This is a genomic window from Acinetobacter sp. IK31, from assembly GCF_035615195.1.
GTDB classification, from domain to species: Bacteria; Pseudomonadota; Gammaproteobacteria; order Pseudomonadales; family Moraxellaceae; genus Acinetobacter; species Acinetobacter calcoaceticus_C.
In genome coordinates this window covers 571,538-597,660 of record NZ_JANBOB010000002.1, presented here as the reverse complement: position 1 = coordinate 597,660, position 26,123 = coordinate 571,538, and the positions used below count along the sequence as shown (strand labels likewise).

Genomic DNA, 26,123 nt, shown 5'->3' with positions numbered 1-26,123 from the left:
CTGGTAAATGTAAGAAAAGAGACTATTAACTAGTCTCTTTTTACTATATAAACTAGTTGGTTTCCCCTGCCTCAAAGCTTAAACAGCATTTTTTACTTTTTATAAAATATCTTTATTCTCAAGAATAGCGCAAACATGATATCTGTAAATATAAGAATATATAATAGTAAAAGGCATGGAAAATACCAAAATAATCTTTCACAATACCTGTATAAAATAAGTTATCTATAATTTTAAGCTTCTTATGAGCAAAGCATAGCTAACAGTCTTATCAGTGAATATAATAGGTAAAAACTCAGCTTGGATATCTAGTCCTTTTTATGATTTTGATTTAGCGATAGTAAGTAGTAGTGGATAAAAGACAAAATAATAAATATGACTTCATTCTAGAAGATTCCTTTGATTTCATCAAAATATAATTCTTGTGCAGCTAAGGTTTTAAAATAGTGGGATTTTAGTTTTGATTGAAATTATATTGATATCCGCTTCTCAAGCATATCCATAAAAGTTTTTAAAATAATATTGTGGTTTTTGCCTTTGTGAGTAATTAAGCAAATTGGGGTACTGTAATGCATCTTTTCCTTTGAAACAGCTTGCATGAAACCATCTTCAACCCATTTCTTTGCGTAGTGATCGGGTAAAAAACCCAAAAACTTTCCGGTTAAAATCAGAAACGCGATTCCTTCACGGTCACTTGCAGTCGCTTTACACTCTAAAAGCTGGTGCAACTTTGCTGCTTCTGGAGTGATGGCGTAATTGGGGAGTACGGCTTGCCAGGTTTTTAACTCATCTAAATTGAGGTTGCTACATTGGTTGAACAGTGGATGGTTTTTACCGCAATACAAAAATGAACTTTCACTATATAAATCAAAATAATCTAGACCAGACAAAGGGGTAACGAGGGGAATTGCTCCCGCATGCAAACGGTTATCTAACACACGGCACTCAATATCTGAAAGTGTACTCATACTAATGTTAATGATCACTTCGGAGTGTTCTTCGGCAAGTTGTGCCAGCGTATTGGTAATATAGCCACTTGGCATGGTCACAAGGTTATTAATAATACCTATATTAAATTCACCCTTTAGACGGTTATGCATTTGATTAACTTTAGAGCGAAAGTCTTCGATAGATGCGGTGAGTACTTCTATATATTCTAAAATTTCCCGCCCTTCATCTGTCAACGCAAACCCTGCGCGGCCACGTTGGCATAGTCGAATACCCAAACGATTTTCTAAATCACTCATATGCAGACTAATGGCAGAACGGCTAATGCCAAGAATACTTTCGGCAGACGTAAAGCTATGACAGTCACAAACTGTTTTAAATATTTTAAGTAATTTAATATCAAAATCAGTGACTTGATTTAATTTTTTGGGTTTCATTTAGTTTTGTTTTTTTAAATCTAAACTCAAGATAATTTGAATTTATCAAAACTATATCGCTATGTACACTCAAAAAATAGCCTCAAAACAAGAAGAGTGATTATGTTTGATATCGACAAATTAACTGATGGCGATTCTGCATCGGAAACCGTTCAATCAAATGCTCAGATGAGCTTAAATTATCAAGCGCATTGGATGCCATTTTCTGCAAATCGTAATTTCCATAAAGATCCACGCATGATTGTTGGCGCTAAAGGGGCGTATTTGATTGATAGCGCAGGCCGTGAAATCTACGACTCTTTGTCGGGCCTTTGGACTTGTGGTGCAGGACATACGCTTCCAGAAATTCAGCAAGCCGTGAGTAGCCAGTTGGCAAAGCTTGATTATTCGCCAGCATTTCAATTTGGTCATCCATTGTCTTTTCAGTTGGCTGAACGAATTATTCAACACATGCCTGAAAAATTGCAGCATGTGTTTTTTACTGACTCAGGTTCAGAGTCAGCCGACACCGCGGTTAAAATGGCGCGTGCCTATTGGCGAATTAAAGGTAAACCAAGCAAAACCAAGCTGATTGGGCGCGCACGTGGCTACCATGGAGTCAACGTTGCGGGAACCAGCCTTGGTGGTATCGGCGGTAACCGTAAAATGTTTGGTCAGCTCATGGATGTAGACCATTTACCGCATACCTTACAGCCCGATTTAAGTTTCACTAAAGGCTGTGCTGAAACTGGTGGTGTAGAGCTTGCCAATGAAATGCTCAAGTTAATTGAGTTACACGACGCATCGAATATTGCCGCAGTCATTGTAGAACCAGTTTCAGGTTCTGCTGGGTGCATTGTGCCGCCACAAGGCTATTTAAAACGCTTAAGAGAAATCTGCGATCAACACGATATCTTGCTGATTTTTGATGAAGTCATTACGGGATTCGGGCGGATGGGGAAATGGACAGCTTCAGAATATTTTGATGTTACGCCAGATATTTTAAATTTTGCCAAACAAATTACCAACGGCGCTATTCCACTCGGTGGCGTGGTTGCAAGCCACGAAATTTATGACGCTTTTATGCAGCAAGACTTACCTGAACATGCTGTCGAGTTTACCCATGGCTATACCTATTCGGCGCATCCGGTGGCTTGTGCAGCTGCTTTAGCAACACTCGATGTTTTAGAAAAGAAAAATTTAATCCATCAATCGGCTGCATTGGCTCCAAGCTTTGAAAAACTCTTACATGAGTTAAAAGGCGCTCCAAACATTATTGATATACGCAACTGCGGGCTGATTGGTGCTGTGCAATTAGCGCCACGTGATGGCGATGCGACAATTCGTGGTTTTGAAATTGGCATGCAACTTTGGAAAGCAGGTTTCTATGTGCGTTTTGGCGGCGACACGCTTCAATTTGGCCCAATGTTCAACAGCACTGAGGCAGATATTGACCGCTTAATGAATGCCGTGGGCGATGCACTGCACCAAGTGAATTAAGGCATATAGACATTTTATGGGTATCTATAAATTCAATGGATGCTCTTCAACATCTAAATGAAAAATACAGTTTGATCTGCAAACCGATTGTAGTAAGGAGTAACAACAATGACAAATGGCCTAGAAAATTTTAGCTATGACGAAGTTTCAACTGAAAATAGTACGCATAGTGAACAAGCCAAAAAAGTGCTAGGGCATTTCATACAAGGAAGAATTGTATCTAAATCGGCAAAAAAACAGCCAGTTTACAATCCTGCAACGGGTGAAATGAGTAAAGAAGTTGAAATTGCTGATGCACAAACAGTGAATGAAGCCGTTCAGGTAGCCGAACAAGCTTTTCCTGCATGGCGAGATACGCCAGTCATTAAACGTGCACGTGTCATGTTTAAGTTCAAACAATTATTAGAACAAAATGCCGAAAAGATTTGTGCTTTGATTGGGCAAGAGCACGGTAAAATTTCTCATGATGCTCAAGGCGAACTACAACGTGGTATTGAAAATGTTGAATATGCTTGTGGCGCGCCTGAGTTTTTAAAAGGTGAATATTCGAAAAATGTTGGGCCAGATATTGATTCATGGAGTGAATTTCAACCATTAGGTGTGGTTGCTGGGATTACTCCTTTTAATTTCCCAGCAATGGTTCCGTTGTGGATGTTCCCAATGGCGATTGTTTGCGGTAACTGCTTTATTTTAAAGCCTTCAGAAAAAGCGCCGTCGGCTGCGTTATTTCTAGCTGAACTATTAAAACAAGCTGGATTGCCTGATGGTGTTTTCAATGTTGTAAATGGTGATAAAGACGCTGTTGATGCGTTATTGCTTCATCCAAAAATTCAAGCGGTTAGTTTTGTCGGTTCAACGCCTATTGCGGAGTATATATACCGGACTGCAACGGCGAGTGGTAAGCGTTGTCAAGCATTAGGCGGAGCCAAAAATCACGCCATTATTATGCCAGATGCAGATATTGATAATGTGGTGACTTCTTTGTTAGGCGCGGCTTTTGGTTCATCTGGCGAACGTTGTATGGCACTGTCCGTTGCTGTTGCTATTGGAGATGAAGTTGCAGATGTTGTGATTGAAAAATTAAAACAAGAAATGAAGCAATTGAAGTTTGGTCACTATGCAGATGAGCGTAATGACTTCGGACCGCTCATTACGCAAGCACATAAAGATAAAGTACAAGCTTTTATTCAAAGTGCAGAGCAACAAGGTGCTAAAATTGTTGTGGATGGTCGTGATGCAAAACCCGCAGGTTATGAAAAAGGTTTTTTTGTTGGGCCGACTTTAATTGACCAAGTTTCACCAGACATGACCAGTTACCAGCAAGAAATCTTTGGTCCTGTTTTACAGGTCATTCGTGTCCAAACCATGCAAGATGCAATGCAACTGATTAATGACCATGAATATGGTAATGGAACGTGTATCTACACTCGTGATGGTGAAGCCGCACGCTATTTTACCAACAATATTCAAGTGGGGATGGTAGGGGTCAATGTGCCGTTACCTGTACCAGTTGCATATCATAGTTTTGGTGGTTGGAAACGTTCATTGTTTGGTGATTTATATGCTTATGGGCCAGATGGTGTGCGTTTTTATACACGCCGTAAAACTATTACGCAGCGTTGGCCTTCAACTCAGCTTCGTGAATCTAAACAATTTGCTATGCCTACATTAAATTGATGAATAAAAGGGAAAACTCTGATTTTCCCTTTTTTGTTTTGTACAAGTTGGAGAAGTACATTTTTAAGACGGTTTTAAAATCAGTTTGTTAATTTGAAGGAATCGAATATGAACAATGATAAAACAATAAAATTAAGTGAAGGACTTTCTAATCGACACGTTACCATGATTAGTATTGGTGGCGTTATTGGTGCAGGTTTATTTGTAGGCTCTTCTGCGGCGATTGCAAAAGCAGGTCCTGCCGCCGTACTCGCTTATATAATTACAAGTATTTTAGTTTTTCTGGTCATGCGCATGCTGGGCGAAATGGCCGTAGCGCAGCCCGATACAGGTTCATTTTCTACATATGCCCGTAAGGCAATTGGACCTTGGGCTGGGTTTACCATCGGATGGTTATATTGGTGGTTTTGGGTGCTGGTTATTCCAATTGAAGCGATTGCGGGTGCTGAAATTTTACATGCTTGGTTCCCGCAAATTTCTAGTGCTATTTATGCATTCGCCTTTATTATTTTACTTAGTCTAGCCAATTTTTTTAGTACCAAAAGTTTTGGTGAATTTGAGTTTTGGTTTGCGCTGATTAAAGTCTTTGCGATTGTAGTATTCATTATTATTGGGGTAATGGCTGTATTTGGAATGTGGCCTTTAGCCACAAATGTCAGTGGTGTCGGCAATCTATTTTCAAATGGCGGTTTTATGCCACATGGCATGGGCGGAGTTGTATCGGCCATTTTAATCTCAGCATTTTCATTTTTTGGAATAGAAATTCTTTCTATTGCTGCTGCTGAATCAAAAAATCCAGAAGAAAAAATTAAACGTGCAACCAATTTGGTGCTCTATCGAATTATTTTATTCTTTGTCGTTTCGATTTTTCTTGCGGTTGCTTTGGTCGATTGGCGTTCACCAGATTTACAAAAGTTTGGAACTTTTCAGTTTGTATTGATGAGCCTAAATGTTCCAGAAACTAAACTGATTATGGATGCCGTAGTATTTATTGCGGTTGCAAGTTGTATGAATGCGGCGGTTTATACCTCATCTCGTATGTTATTTGCTTTGGGTACGCGTCAGGAAGCCCCAAAAGTTGTGACAAAAATTAATGGAGCAGGTGTACCGACTTCGGCTGTATTTTTATCTACTTTGGTTGGAGTCGTCTGCTGTGCTGTCAACTATATGTTTCCAGGCCAAGTCTTTGGGTTCTTGCTCTCAACCACAGGCTCAATTGCGTTACTGGTTTATTTGGTGATTGCATTTTCACAATTACGCTTAAGACATAAATGGGAAAAAGAGGGCACAGCTGTATCTTTTAAAATGTGGTTATTCCCATGGTTAACTTGGTTTGTGATTTTAGTCATTATGACCGTTTTAGGTTATATGTTCTTATCACCAGCCTATAGTTATGAAACGACTTTATCTTTGGGCGTAACTTTGGCGGTGGTTGTTTGCGGGTTGATCGTCACGCGAAAGCGTAAAGCAACCAGAGCGGTTGCCATAAATTTAGATTAATTATTTAAAAATTAGCTTCTTTATAATTAAAAAAGAGACCGTAAATGGTCTCTTTTTTCTCTTATCCCAAAATAAAAGTGAGTTATTTCTGAGTTGTATCCACAGAAACTAAAACAGATAAACCAGGACGTAATAATTTAACGTCTTTTTGATTTTCAACAAGTTTGATGCGTAACGGAAGGCGCTGAACAATTTTAGTAAAGTTACCAGTCGCATTGGTTGCAGAGATTGGAGAGAAAAATGCGCCAGTAGATGGAGAGAAGCTGTCTACCAAACCTTTTAATTCAATATTATAAGCATCGACATACACTTTAACAGGTTGTCCGATTTTAATTTGTTTTAACTCAATTTCTCGAAAGTTTGCCTCTACGTAGACTTGATTTAAAGGCACAACAACCATTAATGGATTACCAGCGCCAACAAAGTTACCGACGTTGGCAGACTTCTGACCAATCATGCCATCGATAGGTGCTCGAACTTCTGTATAGCTCAAATTCAGTTTTGCTTTATCAAGGGCGGCCTGTGCCTGTTTAAGGGCAGCTTGTTTCGCTTGTACCTGAATCTTGTATTGGTTGAGTTGATACTGTGCGTCTATTACTTTTTCTTTGCTGCTGTCTAAGTCGGCATATTGTTCGGTCAATGTGGTTTTTGACTGCTGTGTAATTAATCTTGACTCGGCACCGAGCGCCTGTAATTGTTCATACCGCGCCGTATTATCTTTTGTGAGTTTAATTCCAGCTTCTACTTTTCTAAGCTGAGCCTCTGTTTCCCGAATAACTGTCGGTTGTCTTTCAACTGCCAGCATGGCTTCGCTTAAGTCAGCTTGTGCCTTCGCATAATTAGATTCAGCTTCCGCCAAAGCAGCTTGATAATCACGTGGATCAATTCGTGCTAAAAGTTGCCCTTTTTTTACAGTCTGATGATCTTTAATATAAATTTCTTCAATATTACCAGACACTTTTGGGGCAATGGTTGAGTACTCTACATCCACACGCGCATCGTCTGTTTCAATAATCGATGAGGGTAAAAAGATAAGTTTTAAAACCCACAAAATGGATGCTAAAACAATAATGAATGCGATAACCATAACCCAATGCTTTTTGAGATATTGCACCTTTGTTAACTTGGGTGGTTCAGTGTGGGTGGTATCTTGGGCTTCGAGAGTACTCATAAAGATTTTCCTGAGTTATGACTATTCATTAACTTAATGAGAGCAATACGTGGCGGGTAAGTTCTAACGGGCAAAATCAGCATAACAATGAACAAAATTGCGGTAAGTCCGGCCAAAATCAGATATTGATCGCTAATAACTAAAACAGATTGCTGCGCCTGAATCGCAGAATTTAAGGCCGATAAACCACCTGAAACCCGTTCTGCGCCATTTTCAGTCAGTACAGGTGGGGTAAGAGGGTTAATAACAGGGCCTTGAATATTTTGAAAAACATGTTGGGCTGTATTTTCAATCAGTCGTGTTGAGTGATATTCACCACGTACTCGGTTCACCCAATCCAAAATACAAACACCAAGTACGCCACTAATGGCTCGCGGGGTATTAATCATCGGTGAAGCATAAATTGCCATGGTTGGATGTACGCTGTTTGTACCCATCATGAGTAACGAGAGCACTACACAGGTTTGCCCTAAACATGAAATTGCATGCCAAAAATAGAACTGATATTGGTTCCATGTTGTATCGAGTTGGCTTGCACCTAGGCAGCCTGCAATCACCAGAAGCAAACCAAAGCCATGCACATAGCGGCTGTCGACCCAAGCTTGATTTAAAAGCTTAACCACAATGGGAATATAGATAAATTGTAATGCCGCAATTTGTAAACCAATCCACATGGTTTGAGTCGGTTTATAGCCGTGTACAGCACTCAGGTAATTGAGCGGTAATGTACTTGTCGACATTCCAATAATCACAAAACAAAACAGCGCAAAAATGGCATAAGCAAAATTTCGTATTTCGAGCATTTGCGGCTTAATTAATGGGGATGGAGAACGCCATTCATGTATGAAAAATAACGGTAATGTAATGGCGCTTATTAACGCCAATACACTAATCAATTTAGAGTGGAACCAATCTAGATGATTGCCATGCAATAACATGGTACTCAGGCTTGCCAAGCTAATAATCGCTAAAGTAGCGCCTGCCCAATCGTAAGTTTTTATTCTTGAAAAATTTAAAGGATCTTGAGGAATACCAAAATAAACCAACGCAGCACTTAAGGCACAAAAAGGAATGGTTTGAAAGAAAATCATCTTCCAGCCCAGCACATCTAAATAAAAAGCAGAAAGCGCAGCACTTAAGTTGGGAAAGAAAGTCGCAGTTAATGCATAGCAGGCTAAGCCCCATAGTCGAATATCTGGCCCCAGAAATCTGAGCGCACAGGCCATGAGCAAAGGAATGGTTAGGCCATTGGCAAGGCCTTGCAAGGCGCGCAATAAATAAAATATTTCAATATTGGGGCTAAAAGGAATTAAAACGCTAGAGAAGAGGCAAAGCCCTATAGCAAAAAGAAGAACTCTCCGCATAGAGAAAATGACGGCCCAACTGGTGGAAAGTATCATGCCAATAATCATGGCACTGGCATAAATACTGTTGACCCAATAACCCGAGTCGACACTAATACCCATAGCTCCACGTATGTCGACTAAGGTAATGCTGGTGATTCGGTTATTAAATTCGACAGTCATTGCAGCAAATATTGCACCTGCTAAACCGATGAGTGGCTTTGTATTCATCTTTTACCTTAAATCTTAAACATCAATTCATTGCACGGAGCAGATATTTACTGTACTGTACCGATCGGTACTGTACTCTCTAATTAAATTGCCGTCAATTCTCGATTTTGAACTTTTCGATGAGTTACACTAGGAAAGAAATCGCTAAAATTTTTATAAGGTCACTATGTCAGTTACTACTAAAACCAATGAAAAAGATCAAAAAATTCTGGATGCAGCAACAAAGTTTTTTTTGACTCATGGTTTTAGTGGCACCACAACAGACATGATTCAAAAAGAGGCGGGCGTTTCAAAAGCCACCATGTATGGTTGTTATAAAAATAAAGAAGTGATGTTTGCTGCCGTGATTGAACGACAATGCACGAACATGCAAGAACAAATTATTTTAGTCGAGACAAAAGCCGAAAACCTACGTTCTGCTTTAACTGAAATGGGGAAAACCTATTTGTGTTTTATATTATCGCATTCAGGTTTGGCTTTTTTTAGGGTATGTATTGCAGAAGCGGTCAGATTTCCAGAATTGTCTGAAAAATTCTTTCAAGTTGGTCCACAAAGACTCGCTAATATTATTGCGGGTTATCTTGAGAAATCATCAAAAAAGGGTGAAATTGAATTAGAGTCTTCTTCGGATATCGCCGCGAATATATTTTTAGCTCTATTACGAAGTGATGCCCATCTTAAGTGTTTGACTCATCCTAACTATATAATATCGGACAATGAAATTGGTTCGTGGGTTGAATATGCAGTTGATTTGTTTTTGAAAAATATCAATTACAATGAGAAGTTAAAATAATTTTATAAGTATTTCTAATCTCAAAATTGGCAAGTTTTTTCTTTATTTAAAAAGTCTAGCAATGATTTCAACTGATTTAGGTCTAGCAGCACTTGATAGGACCTGAAAATCAAGTGCTGCTTTTTAACTTTATATAAACCAAATTATTCGATGTGCGGGTGTAAATTTGGAGGTTCTAACTTCTAGTCTCTTTAAAAAGTGAGCGTTACGTGAGAAGAGTAATTTTAGCTGCTACATTAAGTTTTGCTGTACTAGGTATGCAAGGTTGTCTTTCTTTACCTAATAAAGTTGATGAAAAACCTGCTGAAAAGAAAAACGAGTATTTTTCAGAAATTATTAAGTTTAAAGGTTTAAGCCAAACGCAAATTTATGATGCTTCTAAAAACTGGCGAAATAATGTTGTGGATTATGTTTCAAGTCGAAAGATTATTCAGGCAGATGAAGTGAATAAAGTCCTGATAATTAAAGGACATGCAGGGCTAAAATTTGATAATTGTATGGACTGTCTAAGCAGGAATATGATTAAGGTCGCAGATGATTCCTTTAATTATATTTTGAAAGTAGAAGTTAAAGATCATCAAGCTAAGCTTACTTTTAGCAATATAGAACCTCGTGACAATCGTAATAATCATTTTTATAAAGATAAAAATGCAGCCATAAAAAATCAATTAAAGAACATTGTGGAAGACTATAAATTTCATATCTTACATCCCAATGCTCAGCCTGTAGGCGCGAGTCCAATGTAGTTTTCTTATATTGGCTTATAAAAATATAATTAAAGAGTCAGATAGACGCATGAGAGATAAATATCTAAGGAAAATACGCATTTATCTTTCCTAAGTAGGTGATATCTCTCTCTTTAATATAAAACAAATAAATATTGCATATAAAAATCTTGAATAAATATTGATTTCCTGTATGCTTAATTTAACTAGAAAAAAGACTTGTAGTAAATCTTCTTTAAGTATCGCAGTTTTAGTCATAATCCTTCGTTTTTTCAGATATTAAGCTCAATTCGTTATTATTTTTTCAAGTTAATTTGTCATTTTTAAATGACTTAAATTATTAAAATTCAAGGATATGTTATGTCTAATACAACTAATGGTACAGTAAAGTGGTTTAACGAAACTAAAGGTTTCGGTTTTATTCAACAAGAATCTGGTCCAGATGTGTTTGCTCATTTTAAAGAAATCGCTTCTTCTGGCTTCAAAACTTTATATGAAGGTCAGAAAGTAACGTTTAATATCGCTCAAGGCCAAAAAGGTCCAAGTGCTGTAAATATTATTCCAGAATAATAAGCGATAAAAAAAGGCCCTGAATATTCAGGGCCTTTTTTATTTATTGTGAATCAACTTCAATCACAATTTTGCCAAATGCGCCTCTAGAAAGATGGTTAAAGGCTTCAATAGCTTCTTCAAATTTATATACATGGTCAATAACCGGTTTAATTTGATGTTCATTTAGAAACTTGTTCATACGTTCAAATGAAACTCTTGGTGCTACGGCTATTCCTCGAAGTTTGGTCTGACGAAAAATAAGTGGCATTAAATTTAATTGGGTGGTTTGTCCAGTTAGAAAGCCAACTTGGGCCACGGTGCCTGCTACTTTTGTGGCTGCAATAGATTGATTAAGACCATTACCGCCCGCAACCTCAATTGTTACATCTACACCTTTACCATCAGTTAATTCTAATACTCGCTCATTCCAATTTGGATGAGTTTTATAATTGATTCCCTCATCTGCACCCAAAGCGCGAACTTTTTCTAAATTTATATCATTGCTTGATGTAGCGATAACTCTTGCCCCATAGGCGTGAGCTAATTGGATTGCAAAAATAGAAACACCACCAGTCCCTTGTACAAGAACATTTTGTTCTGGCTTAAGGTTACCTATATCCATAAGTGAATACCAAGCTGTTAATGCAGCAATAGGTAATGTAGATGCTTCAGCATCAGACATATTATCTGGAGCTTTTACTGCGCTTTCTTCATGCAAAATCATATATTCAGCAAGACCACCTGGTAATGGCATACCTAAACAATATTCCGGTTCATTGGGTCCAGGTTCTTCATCAATCCAGCGAGAATAGAGAGTAGTATTGACTCGATCACCTAATTTAAAACGCGTTACTCCTTCACCCACAGCCACAACTGTACCTGCTGCATCGGATACGGGAATTAAAGGTTTTGGAACCATGTGGGGTTCATAAAAACCTTCAATAATCGCTTTATCTCGATAGTTTAAAGAAACTGCTCCAACTTTAATGAGGAGTTCACCAGCTTTTGGAGTTGGGGTTTCCACTTCCTCTAATTTTAAATTATTTAAACCAAAATCTTTTAGTAACCATGCTTTCATCATCTTTTCCTCTTAAAAGAACTTGATAACTTTCTTACTTAGCTATCATTTGAACTCATCTTAATTTAAGAAAATAATTTTATTAATATGATAAAATTCTAGTCATTGTGGAATAAAATTCCTTAATAGGTGATTTATGGATAGTAAGTTTTCAGGAATACTCGAGTTTGTTACGGCTGTAGAGCAGGGAAGTTTTACTGGTGCAGCAGAAATACTTGGAATTACCGGATCTGCGGTAGGAAAAAGTATTAATAAATTAGAAAAAAGATTGGGTGTCCAACTTCTTCACCGCACAACCAGACGCATTTTTTTAACTCCCGAGGGAGAAGCATGGCTTGTGAGTTGTCGTCGTATTTTGGAAGAATTAGATCAAATAGAAACATTACTTTCGACAGAAAATTCATACCCTACAGGGCGTATAAGAGTTGATCTTCCTACGACTTTTGGCCGTCGATATATTTTTCCGATTTTATTAGATTTAGCTCAGCAATATCCTCAGTTAGATTTATCTGTAACCTTCCAAGACAGAGCTGTAGACATGATTAGTGAGGGGATAGATCTCGTTGTCAGAATAGGTGACTTAGAAGATTCTACTGACTTAATTGCAAAATCACTTGGGCACCAAACACTTTTAATTTGCGCTTCGCCAGCTTACTTAGAAAAGAATGGTTATCCCTCCAATAAAGAGGATTTAAAACATCACAACTGTCTAATCGGTTGGAGAAGAAATTATAAAGGGCAATGGTTTTTAAAAAATGCACTAGGGGAAATGGAAGAGTTCAAAATTAAATATAGACATGAAATTCCAGACGGTGATGCTTTACTAAGCGCATGCACTTCCGGTCTTGGTATTGCACAACTACCAAGTTGGTTAGCTTTTGATGCATTAAAAGCTGGAAAGTTAATTTCTATTCTTCCAGAGATATCGGGTGTAGAAATACCAATTCATGTGCTATGGCAAAAAAGATGGCATTTACAACCCAAAATAAGAGTCGTAGTTGATGAAATAACAAAGTTCACGCATAACAAACCTGAATTATTTTTAGAGTAATTCAGGTTATAAAAAATTAATCTGCGATATGCTTGTCCATTTTTATACGCTCTTTATATCCACCGACGGCGGAACCCCAAAAAAGCGTTTATATTCTCTGGAAAATTGCGACAAACTTTCGTACCCGACCTGAATACTGGTGGTTGAAATATCACATTCTTCAGTCATCAATAAGCGCCGTGCTTCGGTCAGCCTCATTCTTTTTTGATATTGTAAGGGGCTCATTGAGGTTATATCACGAAAATGCTGATGAAAACTTGAGGGGCTCATACCCATTGTGCTTGAAAGCTCTTCAATGCTAAATGATTTTGCAAAATTTGTTTTCAACCATTCAATGGCTTTCACAATTCGATGGCCTGTAGTTCCCGCCGCTACAATTCGTTTAAGTCGATCACCTTGTGGACTCATTAATAAACGATAAAAAATTTCTTTAATAATTAGAGGCGACAAGATTGGAATATCTTGTGGAGTGTCTAATAGTTTTAATAACCGTATAAAAGCATCATTCAGTTCCGAATTTACGACTCCAACAGCCATTCCTTTTTTTTCAGTATTTATGTCTTTAAAAGGGATATGGGCTTCAAGCATGATTTGGGCAAGTACATAGGGGTCTAGTCGTAGCACTATTGAAAGATAAGGTAGTTCAGCCGATGCTTCAAGAACTTGAGCAATCACTGGCAGGTCAATTGCCGTAAAAAGGAAATGATTAGAATCATAGGTATAGGTTTCTTTGCTAAGAATCACCTGTTTTTTCCCTTGAGCAATCATACATAGACTGGCATCCATCATACTGCTATTTGGTTGGGTCAATGTTTCCGCACGAAATAAAGTCAGTCCCATAATAGGCGTTTCAAATGTACCTTTTTCTCGGGTCCATTGATCGACAAGTTGAGCCAGTGTTTCATTATTGCCTAGAGACATATTCGTCATTCAGATTTCACCTATTGTCATCTGTGTTTTTATTGTAGGCATTTCAAATAAGAAAAATAGAGAGAATTGCAACAATTCGGAGGATTAGGCAAATCTGCAAGAGGAATAGAACAACGCCTATCAAGTTTCATTTTTATACTGTTTGAACAATGCTTCATCCTAAGTCCTTTTATTAAATTGAGGACGTTGATACCAATCTAGGAAAAAAGATGAATGTTAAAACAGTCACTTTTGTGACCACTTTATTTATCTCAATGGGAGTACCCGCCATGGATAAACAACCAGTCATCGCATCTCAAACCATCAAAAAGGCCAGTCAGCAACAAGTGATTGAAGGCCCAGACAAGATTTTTACGGGAACTGTAGCAATTAAACCTTTAACTGATGTGACTGAAGGGATAAATGCTGCAAGTGCATATGTGAGTTTTAATGCCAATGCTCGCTCATTTTGGCACACCCATCCTAAAGGGCAATATCTCATTGTGACAGAGGGAGAAGGGCTTGTGCAGGAATGGGGCAAACCAGCAGAAAAGATTTCTACGGGAGATGTGATCTATTGCCCACCAGGTGTCAAACATTGGCATGGTGCAAGTGGGCATTCTGCGATGACACACCTTGCTCTAACTGCATCTGATGAACATGGCAAAAATGTAGATTGGTTAGAGCCTGTATCAGATGAGCAATATAAAGAGGCGGGCCATTGAAGTTACAGTCCATATTTTTAGCTATCAACATGTTAGTGCTTGATCAGCAAATTTATGCGGCTACAGAAATGGTTCAGCTTTCTTTGTCGCACAATAAGGAAATGAAGCAAATGCAAAATTCTTTATCACAACAGCAACAAGCAATCATACCGATTGCTGCATACGCTGCAAATGGTGACCTATCTAAACTTAATCAAGCATTAAAAGATGGTCTAGATCAAGGATTAACCATTTCAGAAATTAAGGAAGTTTTAGTTCAAACCTATGCCTACGCTGGCTTTCCTCGAAGTTTGAATGCCCTCACGACATTTATGCAGGTGTTAGAACAGCGTAAAGAAAACGGTATTCATGATGTAGAAGGCAAGACTAATAGTGCTTTACCGAAAGATTATCAGGCGCTTTTACAAGGCACTCAGAATCAGACCCAACTGGTTGGACAACCCGTCAAAGGCGCATTGTTTGAGTTTGCTCCAGCTATAGATGAATATTTAAAGGCTCATCTATTTGGCGATATTTTTTCAAGGGATGTGTTGAGTTGGCAAGATCGCGAGATTGCTACCTTGGGTATGCTTTCGGCGCTAGAGGGTGTAGAGAGTCAACTTCAATCCCATCTTAATATTGCAAAGACCCAAGGTATTACATCTCATCAATTTGAAGCAATACAGAAAATACTCACCGAAAAAGTAAGCCCACAAGTCGGGCAACGTTTCCAAAACACCTTAGTTGGTTTTCAAAATCAATAGCTTTAAATCAATTCTAAAGACGAATTCGTCTTTATTTACACATTAAACATGAGAGAAAAAATATGACAATTGAAGTTTTAGGTTATGCTGCGCTGTCATCAGAAACTCCTTTAGTTCCGTTTAAGTTTGAACGTAGAACCCCACGTGAAGATGATGTTGTCATTCAAATTGAATATTGTGGTGTCTGCCACTCCGATTTACATCAAGCTAAAAACGATTGGGGATTTAGTGCTTATCCGTTAGTTCCGGGCCATGAAATTGTAGGGCGTGTAACCTCGATTGGTTCCAAAGTCACTAAATATAAAATTGGTGACCTCGTAGGAATTGGCTGTATGGTCGATTCGTGCCGTACTTGTTCTGCTTGCCATTCAGGGCTAGAGCAATATTGTGAAGAAGGTAACATCCAGACTTATGGCGGTGTCGATCGTCATGATCAACGACCAACCTATGGTGGATATTCTCAAACAATTACGTGTAGCGAAGATTTCGTCTTAAAAGTACCTGAAAATCTGGATGCTCAAGCTGTACCGCCATTACTTTGCGCGGGGATTACCACATGGTCGCCTCTACGTCATTGGAATATTGGAAAGGGTAGTAAAGTTGCAGTCGTTGGTTTAGGTGGCTTGGGACATATGGCAATTAAACTTGCAAATGCTCTAGGTGCGGAAGTGACATTATTCACTCGCTCAGCTAACAAAGAACAAGATGCAAAACAACTCGGAGCGCATCATGTTGTGTTATCAACAGATGAAGCTCAAATGAAATCAGTGTTAAATCAGTTTGATTTAATTATTGATACTGTGCCTTATAACCATGACTTGAAGCCTTATATTCCAACTTTAGCTTTAAATGGAACCATTGTGTTGGTTGGATATTTGGGTGAAATTAGCGCAAATTCAGTTCCTATGATTTTAGGAAGAAGATCAATTGCTGGCTCGGTGATTGGCGGGATTAAGGAAACACAAGAGTTACTTGATTTCTGTGGTGAACATAACATCGTTTCTGAGATCGAAATGATTGATATGCAAAATATCAATGAAGCTTTTGAGCGTATGCTAAAAAGTGATGTGAAGTATCGTTTTGTGATTGATTTGAAAACTTTATCTGATCATTAATCTTATTTGATCTTTGCTGTGCATTCTGAACGTAGAGTGCACAGTACACCGAGTTAATACGGATGTGGATGTTATAGTTTAGATGGGATGTATTTACGCATTGCAAGGATGAGTATCGTAAGCAAAATACTAAAACCAAAAACAGGTAAGCTTAGGCCTAACACAATGCCAGCTAGCATTAACAATACTTTTTGCTGACCAGTTGCACGCGTCCAAACAAATAAGCTTTGACCAACAAAGTGACTTGTCATGAGTTTCAAATTTGAGTTTTTAAATGCAGCTTTATATGCATAAATAATCATGAAACAAAGCGCAAGCGCATAAAGCGCAAGAACTAACTGATTCATCAAACCAAATAAAATACCAATATGAGCATCAACTCCCCACCGAGTTAGCTTAGCAACGAATGAGTAGTCTTTAAAGGCAAGTTGATCGATAACTTTGTGTTGTTCCATATCAATTGCGATGCTATCTGCTTGAGTTGGCCATTTACGCTGAATCTCGGCCACTTCCCAAGCTTGATTTCCGCTGGTGGGTGGTTTGATTTGTATTTGTGCCGCATCAATACCATGTGCTCTGGCTATTGAAAGAGCGGTATCAAACTCACTTGAGACAATATTTAAATTAAGGTTTTCACTGTGTGGCATTTCGTGATGTTCATGATGCATCACTGTTGGTAAATTATCTGTCTGAAGAGAAGTTGCTAATGTTGGGGTTTGCCAGTTGAGCCATTGACGAGCAACCCGAATATTATCTCCGGCCCACTCCGACCATGTAAGACCAGTAATGGCGATGATTAATAAGAGTGGAAATAAAAATAAACCAAGCGTGCTATGCCATCTTAATAATTTATTTTTTTGTGTTTGCCTGATTTTAAGATTTTGACGACGTTTCCACCAATTATACAGTCCAGTTAAAGTCAAAATGGCTAACCAACTTGCTGCCAGTTCACTATAAAAGCGACCCCATTTTCCGAGTAATAAGTTGCTATGTAACTGGTCGAGCGTAGTTCGAAACGGTAGAACCCCGCTTGTACCATAGACAGCAAGGTGGCCTTTGGTTTTAAGCGTAAAGGGATCAATAAAAACGGCTTCACTGGTAAAATCATGTAAAGGATCTGAAAAAATGATACGAGTTGTCTGGTCAGCACTTGGGGCGGGTCTAACCTCAATCACCTGTGCAGACTTGGGCATCACTTGCTTTGCGGCTTCAATTTGCTGACTGAGCTTATAGTGTGCTTGGTTCAATGGTTCAACATTTAGAACATCTTTATACATCGCTTGTTCAAGTTGTGGCGTAATCGCATAGAGTAAGCCGGTGATTGCAGCAACCAATATCAATGGTGCAATAAAAATACCAGCATAAATATGAATTAAACGAAAAAGACTACGCCAGAAGGATGAATGGGTCAGCATTAGAAGATAATGTCTATCAGGTGTTGGGCTGGATTATAACGATTTATCTCTTGTGATGTTGATTGAGCTGTAACCTCTATTAAATTATTTGAATAGCCCTTATGCAGACTTTTTAACCCAATAATTAAACAGTTTTTATTACTTGGTAAATTTGGCGTTTTTTTTGCTTACTATCTAATACCTTATCTAACATACTTAATTTGATTGTTGTATAAATGATGATTCAAACTATTTTGCTCTCTTATAGTGTGTTTTTCACATGAAAAATGCACCAAATAGACGCGTCTTTTTATTTTGCACTGTATTTGTGCGTTGGGTGCTGTAATGAAGTTATTGCTTTCAATACTCACTTTACTCATTCTATGTGGATGTTCTTCATCTGAACAAAAGCGAAAAACACAAGAAAAGTTAGCAGCCCATTCGATATGTGTTTTTGATAGTACAAATACAAAAGTCTGTGTAGATAAACCAGCACAAAGAATTGTGTCTTTGTTTGAGTCCAGTTTAGATGGCTTATATATGCTAGGGCAAGGCCATAAAGTGATTGGTATACCAGCTGAAGTGTACATACAGCCTTTATTATTTAATGCCTATTCAAAAATCGATCAACGTATTGCCAATAGAGAGCTTGCTACACCTTCGCAAGGTGCAAATGCCACCAATATTGAAAGTCTCGTGCTGTTAAAACCAGATCTGGTGATTTTGGGGAGCGGACAAACCCAAACAATTGAACTGTTAAGGCAGTTTGGGATTGCTGTATATGTGATGGAGTCTGGCACTTACCAGCAAGTGAAAGAAGAGCTATCTGAAATCGCTGTGCTTAGTGGTGCTCAAAAGCGTGCTCAAGAAATTTTAAGTTTTTCTGATGAAATTGTGGCAGAGGTCACAGCTAAAACTGCACGTCAGCCAAATAAACAATCGATTTATTATGCATGGTCAGGTGGACGAATTTTTTCTACCTCGGGACGTCAATCGATTACCAATGACTTTATTGAGCTGGCGGGTGCTTACAACATTGTTCAGGCCAATGCCAATCAACCCAATGTGAACCCCGAGACCTTAATTGAATGGAACCCAGACAATATTGTGCTTTGGAACACCAACCCAAAACTGATTTATGAACGAAAAGAATTACAAGGTTTAAGCGCCGTACAAAACCGAAAGGTCTTTAATTTGAGTCCTGCATTTATATATAACCCACACACCATCAAAATTATTATTACGGCGATTTATTTGAATCACAGTATTTATCCTGAACAGTCCGATTTACCTGTAAGTGCTTTACAACAGCGTATTTTAACTCAGTTGTATGGTGAGCGCCTTGCCAAAGCGTTGGTGCAATGAATATGCAAAAATTGAAATATTATTGGTTTTACCCATTACCAGTCGTGATGATTTTTATCTCGTTGCTCATTGGGCCAACGCAGACATTGAGTGCATGGGACTATTTGCGGTGGGGTGTGCAAGCAGTCTTTGGTACACCATATTTTGATGCTGAACAATTTAGACTGATGCAAAATATTCTTTTGAATGTCAGACTACCCAGAATTTTACTGACCTTTATGGTGGGGGCTGCATTAGCAACCGCGGGTAATGGTTTGCAGGCGTTATTTCGTAACCCTTTAGTCGACTCTTATGTGCTCGGTATTTCATCTGGCGCGGCATTTGGTGCAGCTTTGGCACTTTCTTTAAGTTGGCTTTCACCCAATCTATCCGCCTTTATTTTTGGTGTTTGCGCTGTTGCCTTAACGTATTTATTTGCGCATCAAAAACATGAAAGCCAGACGTCTTTAGTGATGGTAATTTTATCGGGCATGATTGTTTCGGGGCTATTTTTGGCTGGTCTCACGGTGATTCAATATTTAAGTGATCCATTTAAATTGCAAGCCATTGTGCAATGGACCATGGGTAACTTACATCAAGCTTCTTGGCAAAAGGTTCAATATGCCGTGCTACCAATCTGCATTGGCCTTGCCGGATTATTTACGATGCGCTGGCGCCTAAACTTAATGGCACTCGGTGCCGAAGAAGCGCAGGCGGTTGGTGTTAACCCACGCTGGGAACAGCTTCTTTTAATTGCTTTGGTGACTGTATGTACTTCAACTTCTGTGGCTGCAGCAGGCATTATTAGTCTATATGGACTCTTTATGCCGCATATTGTGAGAATGTTGGTTGGGCCAGATCACCGCTACAGTATTCCTGCCAATATGGTGTTGGGCGGTAGTTTTCTACTGATGATTGATAACTTTTCTCGGGTTTTACTGACGTTTGAAATACCGATTGGCATTTTTACCATGCTACTTGGCGCTCCATTTTTCTTATTATTAATGAAAACGCAGAGGACTCATTGGGCATGATTCAAATTGATCAGTTAAATTATGCCTATGGGCACAAACAGGTTCTTAAAAATATTCATCTGGAATTTCCTGAAAATCAGTTTTCCGTCATTTTAGGGCGCAATGGCTGTGGGAAATCAACTCTTTTTAAGTTGATGGCCGGCTTAGAACCCGTAAAAGATGGGTTGATTCGTTACTCTGGAAAACCATTATCGGACTTTAAAGGTAAAGATCGGGCTGCATTACTTGGCTTTTTACCGCAATTTCACAAAACCGTATTTCCATTTTTGGTTAAAGATGTCGTGATTACGGGTCGTGCTGCTTTTAGCCGATATCGTCCTTCAAAATCAGATTGGGAAAGAGTAGACCAAGCTCTATTTGATTTAGACATTGAGCATTTACGCGATCGTCCTTATACCGAGCTATCGGGGGGCGAAAGACAATTGGTCATGATTGCGCGTATTTTAGTGCAAGCACCAAAAGTTATTTTACTGGATGAGCCAACTAACCATCTTGATGTTTATTATCAGTCTTATTTAATGAAAAAATTGCGTCAATTGTCGCGGCAAAATTTTACGGTCATTGCGATTATGCATGATCCCAACTTGGCATTTTTATTTGCAGACCAGCTGTTTTTCATGCGCGAACATGAGGTAGTTAAGCCTGAGTCAAAAACTCGAATCACCGATCCGAAGTTTTTAAAAAGTGTCTACGATGTTGAGTTCCATGAAGCCATGATTCAAGACAAAACCATTGTTATCCCTGATCATTCTTGGCTATAAATATGACATTTCACTATCAGCTAGCGGACAAATCAGACTATGCATCTGCGGTAGAGTTTGCACTTTATACTAGACAGCTTTTATTCCCAGAAATCTATCATGGGCAAGTTCCCAAAGATTTACAAAATTTTGAGCAATATTATGCCAATAACCCATTAGGTTGCTTTATTACGGTAAAAGATAAAAACCGTATTATTGGCACCATTGCATATCGGGCGTATGACCATCGTTTTGATTTAAATCTGCCACCAAATACGGTTGAGGTCGTCAAGTTATTTGTACTGCCTGAATACCGCCGTAGTGGCATAGCGACCAAGCTATGTGACATGTTGTTTAGCCATGCAAAAAAGAATGGAATTGCTACTTTGTATTTGCACACTCATCCATTTTTGCCTGCGGCTGAAGCGTTTTGGACTCTACAAGGCTTTGAAGTCATTAATCGAGAATGGATCGAGACGTATGACACCATTCACATGAGTAAATCTTTATAGTGCTTTATCATGCGCATGAAATTTTTTTTGAAAATGGGTAGGCGGATAGCCCATAATTTTACTGAACATTGCTGTAAAAGCTGCCGAGTGTTCATAGCCCAAACTAAATGCAATTTCAGTAATCGAGATATTCTTTTAATGCATTTAAAGCATAGATGATGCAGACCCGATTACGCCATGCTTGAAAGGTCATGCCAGTTTCTGATTTAAACCAGCGATGAAAAGTTCGTTCACTTTTATTGTGATCATGCGCCCACCAGTGATTGCACTGTTGTGATTGGTGTTGAGCAAAAATATGTCGATGGTCTTCGCATTGATAGCACCGACTACATTGCAAAGGCATTTCACAAAGTTGCTGTGATGTAAGGCTTTACGAATGGTAAATTATTAGGTGAATTAATAAAAAATTTATACGCATTTTCACCACAGGTGGCAGCTGCAGCAGCCTTAAAAGATTTAAAAAATATTTTAAGGCATAACTACTAATCTACTAGTAATATTCTATGTAATGGATATTTTATTCTATCTAGCAGGTTTCCAAAAGAAAATCTCTAAACCAGCGTTGTATAGAATCATGGTGTGTGCGTTCATGCCATGCCATTAATTTATTATAACCACCAACTTCAATCGGTGGTTTTTTGGAGATAATACCTGAATCTTTCTCTAATAAATGATGTGGAGCGACAGCAATCCAATCACTATTTTTAAGAATTTCTGGTAATAAAAGAAAGCTTGTAATAGACATTACTACATTTCTCTTTTTTCCAATCTTCTCCAATGCAACATCTGTAGCGCCAGTAAATTTACCTCCCTCATATGAAACTAATACGTGATTGAAAGAACAAAATGAATCTAGATCAAGCTCTTGATTAGCCAAGGGATGATTTTCTCGCATCATACAAACGTAGTTTTCTTTATGGATTACCTGTGAACGCAGGTTTGAAGGAACTGTTGGTTCACCCACTATCATAAGGTCAAGTTCACCATTCATTAGCATAGCTTCGACATTCCGACCATGAATTGACATGAGGGCTATTTTAACTTTTGGTGCAATCTTATTTAAAGCTAATGTAAAAGGTACGCCTACACAATGCATACCGTTATCTGTCGCAGCAATTCTGAAAGTGGTTTCTAGTTCCGCTGGATTAAAGATAGGCGGTTGTACTAAGAGTTCAATTTCACTTAATATTTTTTTTAAAGGTTCAGCTAAAGCAAGAGCTCTATTTGTTGGAACCATGCCATATGGTGCTCGAACAAATAATGGATCATCAAAACGATCTCTTAGACGATTAAGCATGCTACTAACAGCAGGTTGAGTTAAAGCTAATTTATCTGCTGCACGTGTAACATTCTTCTCATCTAGCAATGCATCTAAAGCTTTAAGTAAGTTTAAATCGAGATTATTGATATTAGCCATATTTATAGCATGTATATATTTTGATAATTATATTTATAACAAAGCCTTTTCTATTATGCAAAGCTCCTATTTGAAAGAGCCATCACAATGATAAAAACCTCATCAAAATTTGTAGGTGATTGTTCATTACCTATGAGTAAACTTGCATTAGGTACAGTTCAGATTGGTTATGACCGCAGAATTAGCTTTGATCAAGCCAAAGAAATTATATATTCAGCATATAGTGAAGGTGTTCGATACTTTGACAGTGCACCAATGTATGGATTTGGGCGGGCTGAATATACATTGAGTACCGCTCTACATGAGTTAGACATCAGAAAGAATGTTCTAGTCAGTACCAAAGTTGGACGTGTTTTAAACTCACAAGGCCTTTATTCTAAAGATCCATCTTGGTACTTAAATTATCCTGATTACTACTATGACTATACTTATGATGGGGTAATGTCATCTTTCGAAGATAGTTTAAAACGTACTGGATTGGATCATATTGATTTATTGTTAGTGCATGATCTGGGGAAAAAATGGCATGGAGATAAAGCTGAACTATTTTGGAATCAATTTTGTGAAAGTGGCTTTAAGGCTTTAGATGAATTGCGTAGGAATAGGGATGTTTCAGCAGTTGGACTAGGTGTAAACGAAACTGAAATTGTTTTAGAAATAGCTAAAGAGTTTAAAATTGACTGTGCATTGATTGCTGGTCAATATACTTTATTAGATCATAAAAACTCATATGAAGATTTAAAAAAGCTATCCGAATCTAATGTAGAAATTTTAGCTGCGGGAATCTTTAACTCTGGTGTACTTGCCTTAGGTAATACTTCACAAGCTAGTTATAATTATAAAAAAGTACCTGCTGAAATCGTCTCTAAAATACAAAAAATTCAAGCCATTTGTCTAAAATACGATGTATCTCTTGCCACAGCAGCTTTGCAATTTGCAGCAAGCCATCCAGCAATTACATCTTTAGTTTTCGGTGCTAAAAATAAAGAAGAAACTATTACTAATATCCAATCTTTCTCGAAAATAATACCTTATGAGTTTTGGGTAGAACTGAAAAGCGAAAACATCATCAGTGAGCAAATCCCTATAACAGCCCTTAATTGATCTTTGTATAGAGTATTAACTGCAAGAGATATTAATGTGATTAATATTGTATATACGATTCTATAATTATATTTATAACAGTGGTTGCTCTAGTATTTTCATAACAGTTGAACGCACATTCTTTTCCAAAGCTGAATGCTGTTGTCTTCGATTGAACTCTCATACTGAAGTAGGAAATTAAAGATGTCTAAACCAACTTATGTGGCTGAATACAATGCAATTGTTGAAGTATTAAATAAATATAATCAAGGTGGTAAACAAGCAGATAGCAGCATTATGAAACCTGCTTTTAATGAACAAGCAACTATCTTTGGTGTAGATGCGGACAATAAACTTGTTGGTGGTCCAATCCAAGGTTTATTCGAAGTGATTGATCGTGATTTTAGCCCATCACCAGATGCCCAAGGTGTAATCGTAAATATTGATATCGTTGGCACTGCTGCAAGTGCACGTATAGATACTAATGATATTTCTGGATTTTGTTTTACAGACTTCTTTAACTTATTGAAAGTAGAAGGTAAGTGGACTGTTGTTAGTAAAATTTATCATACCCATTCAACCAATTAATAGGTGGAGTTGGGATGAATTATTTAGAAAACAAAGTAATCATTATTACTGGAGCTTCTTCCGGTATTGGTAAAGCTTCAGCCAAAATGTTAGCGGCTGAAGGGGCTAAAGTTATAGCGGTTGCAAGAAACCAAGAACGTCTTAATGAATTAGTTAAAGAAGTAACAAAGCATGGTGATCAAATCACAGGCTTTGTAGCAGATGTTACTAACCTTGATGACTCTAAAAAGCTTGCTCAATTTGCCAAAGATACTTACGGCTCTGTCGATATTCTAATTAACAATGCTGGACTTATGCTTTTTTCATATTGGAGCGATTTAGCAATTGATGATTGGAACAAAATGATTGATACCAATATCAAAGGCTATTTAAATGCTATAGCAGGCGTATTGCCAATTATGCTTGAGCAAAAGTCTGGACAAATCTTGAATATGGATTCAGTTGCGGGGCATCAAGTAGATCCTGCTGCGGGTATCTATTGTGCAACAAAGTTTTTTGTACAAGCCATGACTGAGTCAATGCGTAAAGATTTGGGTATTAACCATGGTATCCGAGTTAATACTGTTAGTCCTGGTGTTATTAACACAGGCTGGGCGGACAAAGTCACTGACCCTGAAGGTCGTAAGGCAGCCCAAGAGCTCAACAAAATTGCCATAGATCCAGATGATGTAGCACGCGCTGTAGTCTATGCACTTAATCAACCTGAAAATGTCACTGTGAATGATTTAATCATTTCTCCGACGCGTCAAAATTGGTAATCACTATCATTCTATCGCTTTTCCAATTCTTACAAGATGTGAGGTGGAGAAGCGATGCTTTTTACTCAGGGTTGGATATTAATCACTTTATCATGAAGGTGTATCTATGAATATTCTTGTTGTTGGTGCAAATGGAAGAGTGGGTTCTCATTTGGTCAATACATTGGCAGAAATGGGGCACTCAGTTTATGTGGGAGCTCGCAAAGATTCATTGATTTTTACGAATCCTTCTATCCAGTTTTTTGAATTGGATTTGCTAGCTGATTTGCAAAAAATCATTCAACGTTTTGAATCTGTAAATATAGATGTAATTTACTTCACTGCAGGCTCTAGAGGAAAAAATCTTCTTCAAGTTGATGCTTTTGGTGCAGTGAAAGTGATGCAAGCTGCGAAAGCTGTGGGTATTCGTCGATTTATAATGTTGAGCTCAGTTTTTGCACTACAACCAGAACGCTGGGGTGAGTCATTCTTAGAGAATATCACTGATTATAATATTGCAAAATTTTTCGCAGATCATTGGTTAGTTCATCAAAGTAATTTGGATTTTACTATCCTTCAACCGGGTGCATTGCAAGAAAAATTAGGTAGTGGCCGAATCAAGATTAATGTCTCTGAGCCTCTTAGTAACAGTATTGATAATGTCGTAGAAACACTTGCAGGTATTTTAAGTGCTCCTAATACGATTGGTCAGGTAATTACGATGGCTGATGGTGACATTCCAATTATAGATGCGCTCAATCAAGTCTCCTCGTAAAGTTTTACGTTTCTGTTTAATG

25 protein-coding genes and 1 pseudogene are annotated in these 26,123 nt (G+C 38.1%); 18 read left to right on the top strand and 8 right to left on the bottom strand.

The window, feature by feature from the left end; translation table 11 throughout:
* Positions 1 to 470 precede the first annotated feature (470 nt).
* Positions 471 to 1,385 (bottom strand): LysR family transcriptional regulator, encoded by a 915-nt coding sequence (locus MSG66_RS03635; RefSeq protein ID WP_324652349.1) that lies wholly within the window; start codon positions 1,383 to 1,385, stop codon positions 471 to 473.
* Positions 1,386 to 1,481: 96 nt separating this feature from the next.
* Between MSG66_RS03635 and MSG66_RS03630 the strand changes: the two genes are divergently transcribed.
* The 3 genes from MSG66_RS03630 to MSG66_RS03620 all read left to right on the top strand — a co-directional run bounded on the left by MSG66_RS03630 (position 1,482) and on the right by MSG66_RS03620 (position 6,041).
* On the top strand, positions 1,482 to 2,864 hold the full coding sequence (locus MSG66_RS03630; protein WP_324652347.1) for an aspartate aminotransferase family protein: 1,383 nt from the start codon (positions 1,482 to 1,484) through the stop codon (positions 2,862 to 2,864).
* A gap of 108 nt (positions 2,865 to 2,972) precedes the next feature.
* On the top strand, positions 2,973 to 4,541 hold the full coding sequence (locus MSG66_RS03625; protein WP_324652345.1) for a CoA-acylating methylmalonate-semialdehyde dehydrogenase: 1,569 nt from the start codon (positions 2,973 to 2,975) through the stop codon (positions 4,539 to 4,541).
* A gap of 108 nt (positions 4,542 to 4,649) precedes the next feature.
* Positions 4,650 to 6,041: an amino acid permease gene (locus tag MSG66_RS03620; RefSeq protein WP_324652343.1), complete on the top strand. Its 1,392-nt coding sequence runs from the start codon at positions 4,650 to 4,652 to the stop codon at positions 6,039 to 6,041.
* A gap of 82 nt (positions 6,042 to 6,123) precedes the next feature.
* On the opposite strand, the gene MSG66_RS03615 is transcribed toward MSG66_RS03620, so the two are convergent.
* On the bottom strand, positions 6,124 to 7,212 hold the full coding sequence (locus MSG66_RS03615) for an HlyD family secretion protein (protein WP_324652341.1): 1,089 nt from the start codon (positions 7,210 to 7,212) through the stop codon (positions 6,124 to 6,126).
* Positions 7,209 to 8,786: an MFS transporter gene (locus MSG66_RS03610; protein WP_324652339.1), complete on the bottom strand. Its 1,578-nt coding sequence runs from the start codon at positions 8,784 to 8,786 to the stop codon at positions 7,209 to 7,211. The genes MSG66_RS03615 and MSG66_RS03610 overlap by 4 nt, the downstream gene beginning before the upstream one ends.
* A 166-nt stretch (positions 8,787 to 8,952) precedes the next feature.
* Here MSG66_RS03610 and MSG66_RS03605 point away from each other — a divergent pair, with 166 nt between their 5' ends.
* The 3 genes from MSG66_RS03605 (at position 8,953) to MSG66_RS03595 (ending at position 10,874) form a co-directional block, all read left to right on the top strand.
* Positions 8,953 to 9,579, top strand: coding sequence for a TetR/AcrR family transcriptional regulator (locus tag MSG66_RS03605; protein WP_202742003.1), 627 nt, complete (start codon positions 8,953 to 8,955; stop codon positions 9,577 to 9,579).
* A 209-nt stretch (positions 9,580 to 9,788) separates the two neighbouring features.
* On the top strand, positions 9,789 to 10,325 hold the full coding sequence (locus MSG66_RS03600) for a DUF4468 domain-containing protein (RefSeq protein ID WP_324652337.1): 537 nt from the start codon (positions 9,789 to 9,791) through the stop codon (positions 10,323 to 10,325).
* A 339-nt stretch (positions 10,326 to 10,664) separates the two neighbouring features.
* Positions 10,665 to 10,874: a cold-shock protein gene (locus tag MSG66_RS03595; protein WP_042896259.1), complete on the top strand. Its 210-nt coding sequence runs from the start codon at positions 10,665 to 10,667 to the stop codon at positions 10,872 to 10,874.
* A gap of 43 nt (positions 10,875 to 10,917) precedes the next feature.
* Here the strand turns inward: MSG66_RS03595 and MSG66_RS03590 are convergent, their stop codons facing one another.
* Positions 10,918 to 11,937 (bottom strand): NAD(P)-dependent alcohol dehydrogenase, encoded by a 1,020-nt coding sequence (locus tag MSG66_RS03590; protein ID WP_324652334.1) that lies wholly within the window; start codon positions 11,935 to 11,937, stop codon positions 10,918 to 10,920.
* A gap of 133 nt (positions 11,938 to 12,070) precedes the next feature.
* On the opposite strand from MSG66_RS03590, the gene MSG66_RS03585 reads away from it, so the two are divergent.
* Complete coding sequence (locus MSG66_RS03585; RefSeq protein WP_324652332.1) at positions 12,071 to 12,985, top strand: LysR family transcriptional regulator; 915 nt, start codon at positions 12,071 to 12,073, stop codon at positions 12,983 to 12,985.
* A gap of 42 nt (positions 12,986 to 13,027) precedes the next feature.
* On the opposite strand, the gene MSG66_RS03580 is transcribed toward MSG66_RS03585, so the two are convergent.
* The gene (locus MSG66_RS03580; RefSeq protein WP_324652330.1) at positions 13,028 to 13,915 is read right to left on the bottom strand and encodes an AraC family transcriptional regulator; all 888 of its coding nucleotides are present in this window, start codon (positions 13,913 to 13,915) and stop codon (positions 13,028 to 13,030) included.
* 209 nt (positions 13,916 to 14,124) lie between these two features.
* Between MSG66_RS03580 and MSG66_RS03575 the strand changes: the two genes are divergently transcribed.
* From MSG66_RS03575 to MSG66_RS03565, 3 genes are all read left to right on the top strand, one after another.
* Positions 14,125 to 14,619 (top strand): cupin domain-containing protein, encoded by a 495-nt coding sequence (locus MSG66_RS03575; RefSeq protein WP_202742009.1) that lies wholly within the window; start codon positions 14,125 to 14,127, stop codon positions 14,617 to 14,619.
* 110 nt (positions 14,620 to 14,729) lie between these two features.
* On the top strand, positions 14,730 to 15,362 hold the full coding sequence (locus MSG66_RS03570; protein ID WP_202742479.1) for a carboxymuconolactone decarboxylase family protein: 633 nt from the start codon (positions 14,730 to 14,732) through the stop codon (positions 15,360 to 15,362).
* Between the two features lie 62 nt (positions 15,363 to 15,424).
* Positions 15,425 to 16,477, top strand: a complete 1,053-nt coding sequence (locus MSG66_RS03565) for an NAD(P)-dependent alcohol dehydrogenase (protein ID WP_324652327.1) — start codon at positions 15,425 to 15,427, stop codon at positions 16,475 to 16,477.
* 71 nt (positions 16,478 to 16,548) lie between these two features.
* Here MSG66_RS03565 and MSG66_RS03560 read toward each other — a convergent pair whose 3' ends face one another.
* Positions 16,549 to 17,892 carry a PepSY-associated TM helix domain-containing protein gene (locus MSG66_RS03560; protein WP_324652325.1) on the bottom strand — a complete coding sequence of 448 codons (1,344 nt, stop codon included), beginning with the start codon at positions 17,890 to 17,892 and terminating at the stop codon, positions 16,549 to 16,551.
* A gap of 324 nt (positions 17,893 to 18,216) precedes the next feature.
* On the opposite strand from MSG66_RS03560, the gene MSG66_RS03555 reads away from it, so the two are divergent.
* The 4 genes from MSG66_RS03555 to MSG66_RS03540 are packed head-to-tail and all read left to right on the top strand — an operon-like array spanning position 18,217 to position 21,501.
* On the top strand, positions 18,217 to 19,236 hold the full coding sequence (locus MSG66_RS03555; protein WP_324652323.1) for an ABC transporter substrate-binding protein: 1,020 nt from the start codon (positions 18,217 to 18,219) through the stop codon (positions 19,234 to 19,236).
* A gap of 2 nt (positions 19,237 to 19,238) precedes the next feature.
* A complete protein-coding gene (locus MSG66_RS03550; RefSeq protein WP_324652321.1) occupies positions 19,239 to 20,249 on the top strand; it encodes an iron ABC transporter permease in 1,011 nt (336 codons plus the stop codon).
* Positions 20,246 to 21,010 (top strand): ABC transporter ATP-binding protein, encoded by a 765-nt coding sequence (locus MSG66_RS03545; RefSeq protein ID WP_324652319.1) that lies wholly within the window; start codon positions 20,246 to 20,248, stop codon positions 21,008 to 21,010. The genes MSG66_RS03550 and MSG66_RS03545 overlap by 4 nt, the downstream gene beginning before the upstream one ends.
* 2 nt (positions 21,011 to 21,012) lie before the next feature.
* Positions 21,013 to 21,501 carry a GNAT family N-acetyltransferase gene (locus tag MSG66_RS03540; protein WP_410374393.1) on the top strand — a complete coding sequence of 163 codons (489 nt, stop codon included), beginning with the start codon at positions 21,013 to 21,015 and terminating at the stop codon, positions 21,499 to 21,501.
* On the opposite strand, the pseudogene MSG66_RS03535 reads toward MSG66_RS03540, so the two are convergent.
* Positions 21,496 to 21,757 (bottom strand): annotated as a pseudogene (locus MSG66_RS03535) (helix-turn-helix domain-containing protein); the annotation flags it as partial. The gene MSG66_RS03540 and the pseudogene MSG66_RS03535 overlap by 6 nt on opposite strands.
* A gap of 270 nt (positions 21,758 to 22,027) precedes the next feature.
* Positions 22,028 to 22,918 carry a LysR family transcriptional regulator gene (locus MSG66_RS03530; RefSeq protein ID WP_324652317.1) on the bottom strand — a complete coding sequence of 297 codons (891 nt, stop codon included), beginning with the start codon at positions 22,916 to 22,918 and terminating at the stop codon, positions 22,028 to 22,030.
* 87 nt (positions 22,919 to 23,005) lie between these two features.
* Here MSG66_RS03530 and MSG66_RS03525 point away from each other — a divergent pair, with 87 nt between their 5' ends.
* The 4 genes from MSG66_RS03525 (at position 23,006) to MSG66_RS03510 (ending at position 26,101) form a co-directional block, all read left to right on the top strand.
* Entirely contained in the window at positions 23,006 to 24,022 is a 1,017-nt protein-coding gene (locus tag MSG66_RS03525; protein WP_324652315.1) for an aldo/keto reductase, read from the top strand.
* 183 nt (positions 24,023 to 24,205) lie between these two features.
* Positions 24,206 to 24,589 carry a nuclear transport factor 2 family protein gene (locus MSG66_RS03520; protein WP_042896944.1) on the top strand — a complete coding sequence of 128 codons (384 nt, stop codon included), beginning with the start codon at positions 24,206 to 24,208 and terminating at the stop codon, positions 24,587 to 24,589.
* 14 nt (positions 24,590 to 24,603) lie between these two features.
* Positions 24,604 to 25,347, top strand: a complete 744-nt coding sequence (locus MSG66_RS03515) for an SDR family oxidoreductase (RefSeq protein ID WP_324652312.1) — start codon at positions 24,604 to 24,606, stop codon at positions 25,345 to 25,347.
* Positions 25,348 to 25,453: 106 nt separating this feature from the next.
* Entirely contained in the window at positions 25,454 to 26,101 is a 648-nt protein-coding gene (locus MSG66_RS03510) for an NAD(P)H-binding protein (protein WP_324652310.1), read from the top strand.
* The last annotated feature ends 22 nt before the right edge of the window (positions 26,102 to 26,123 follow it).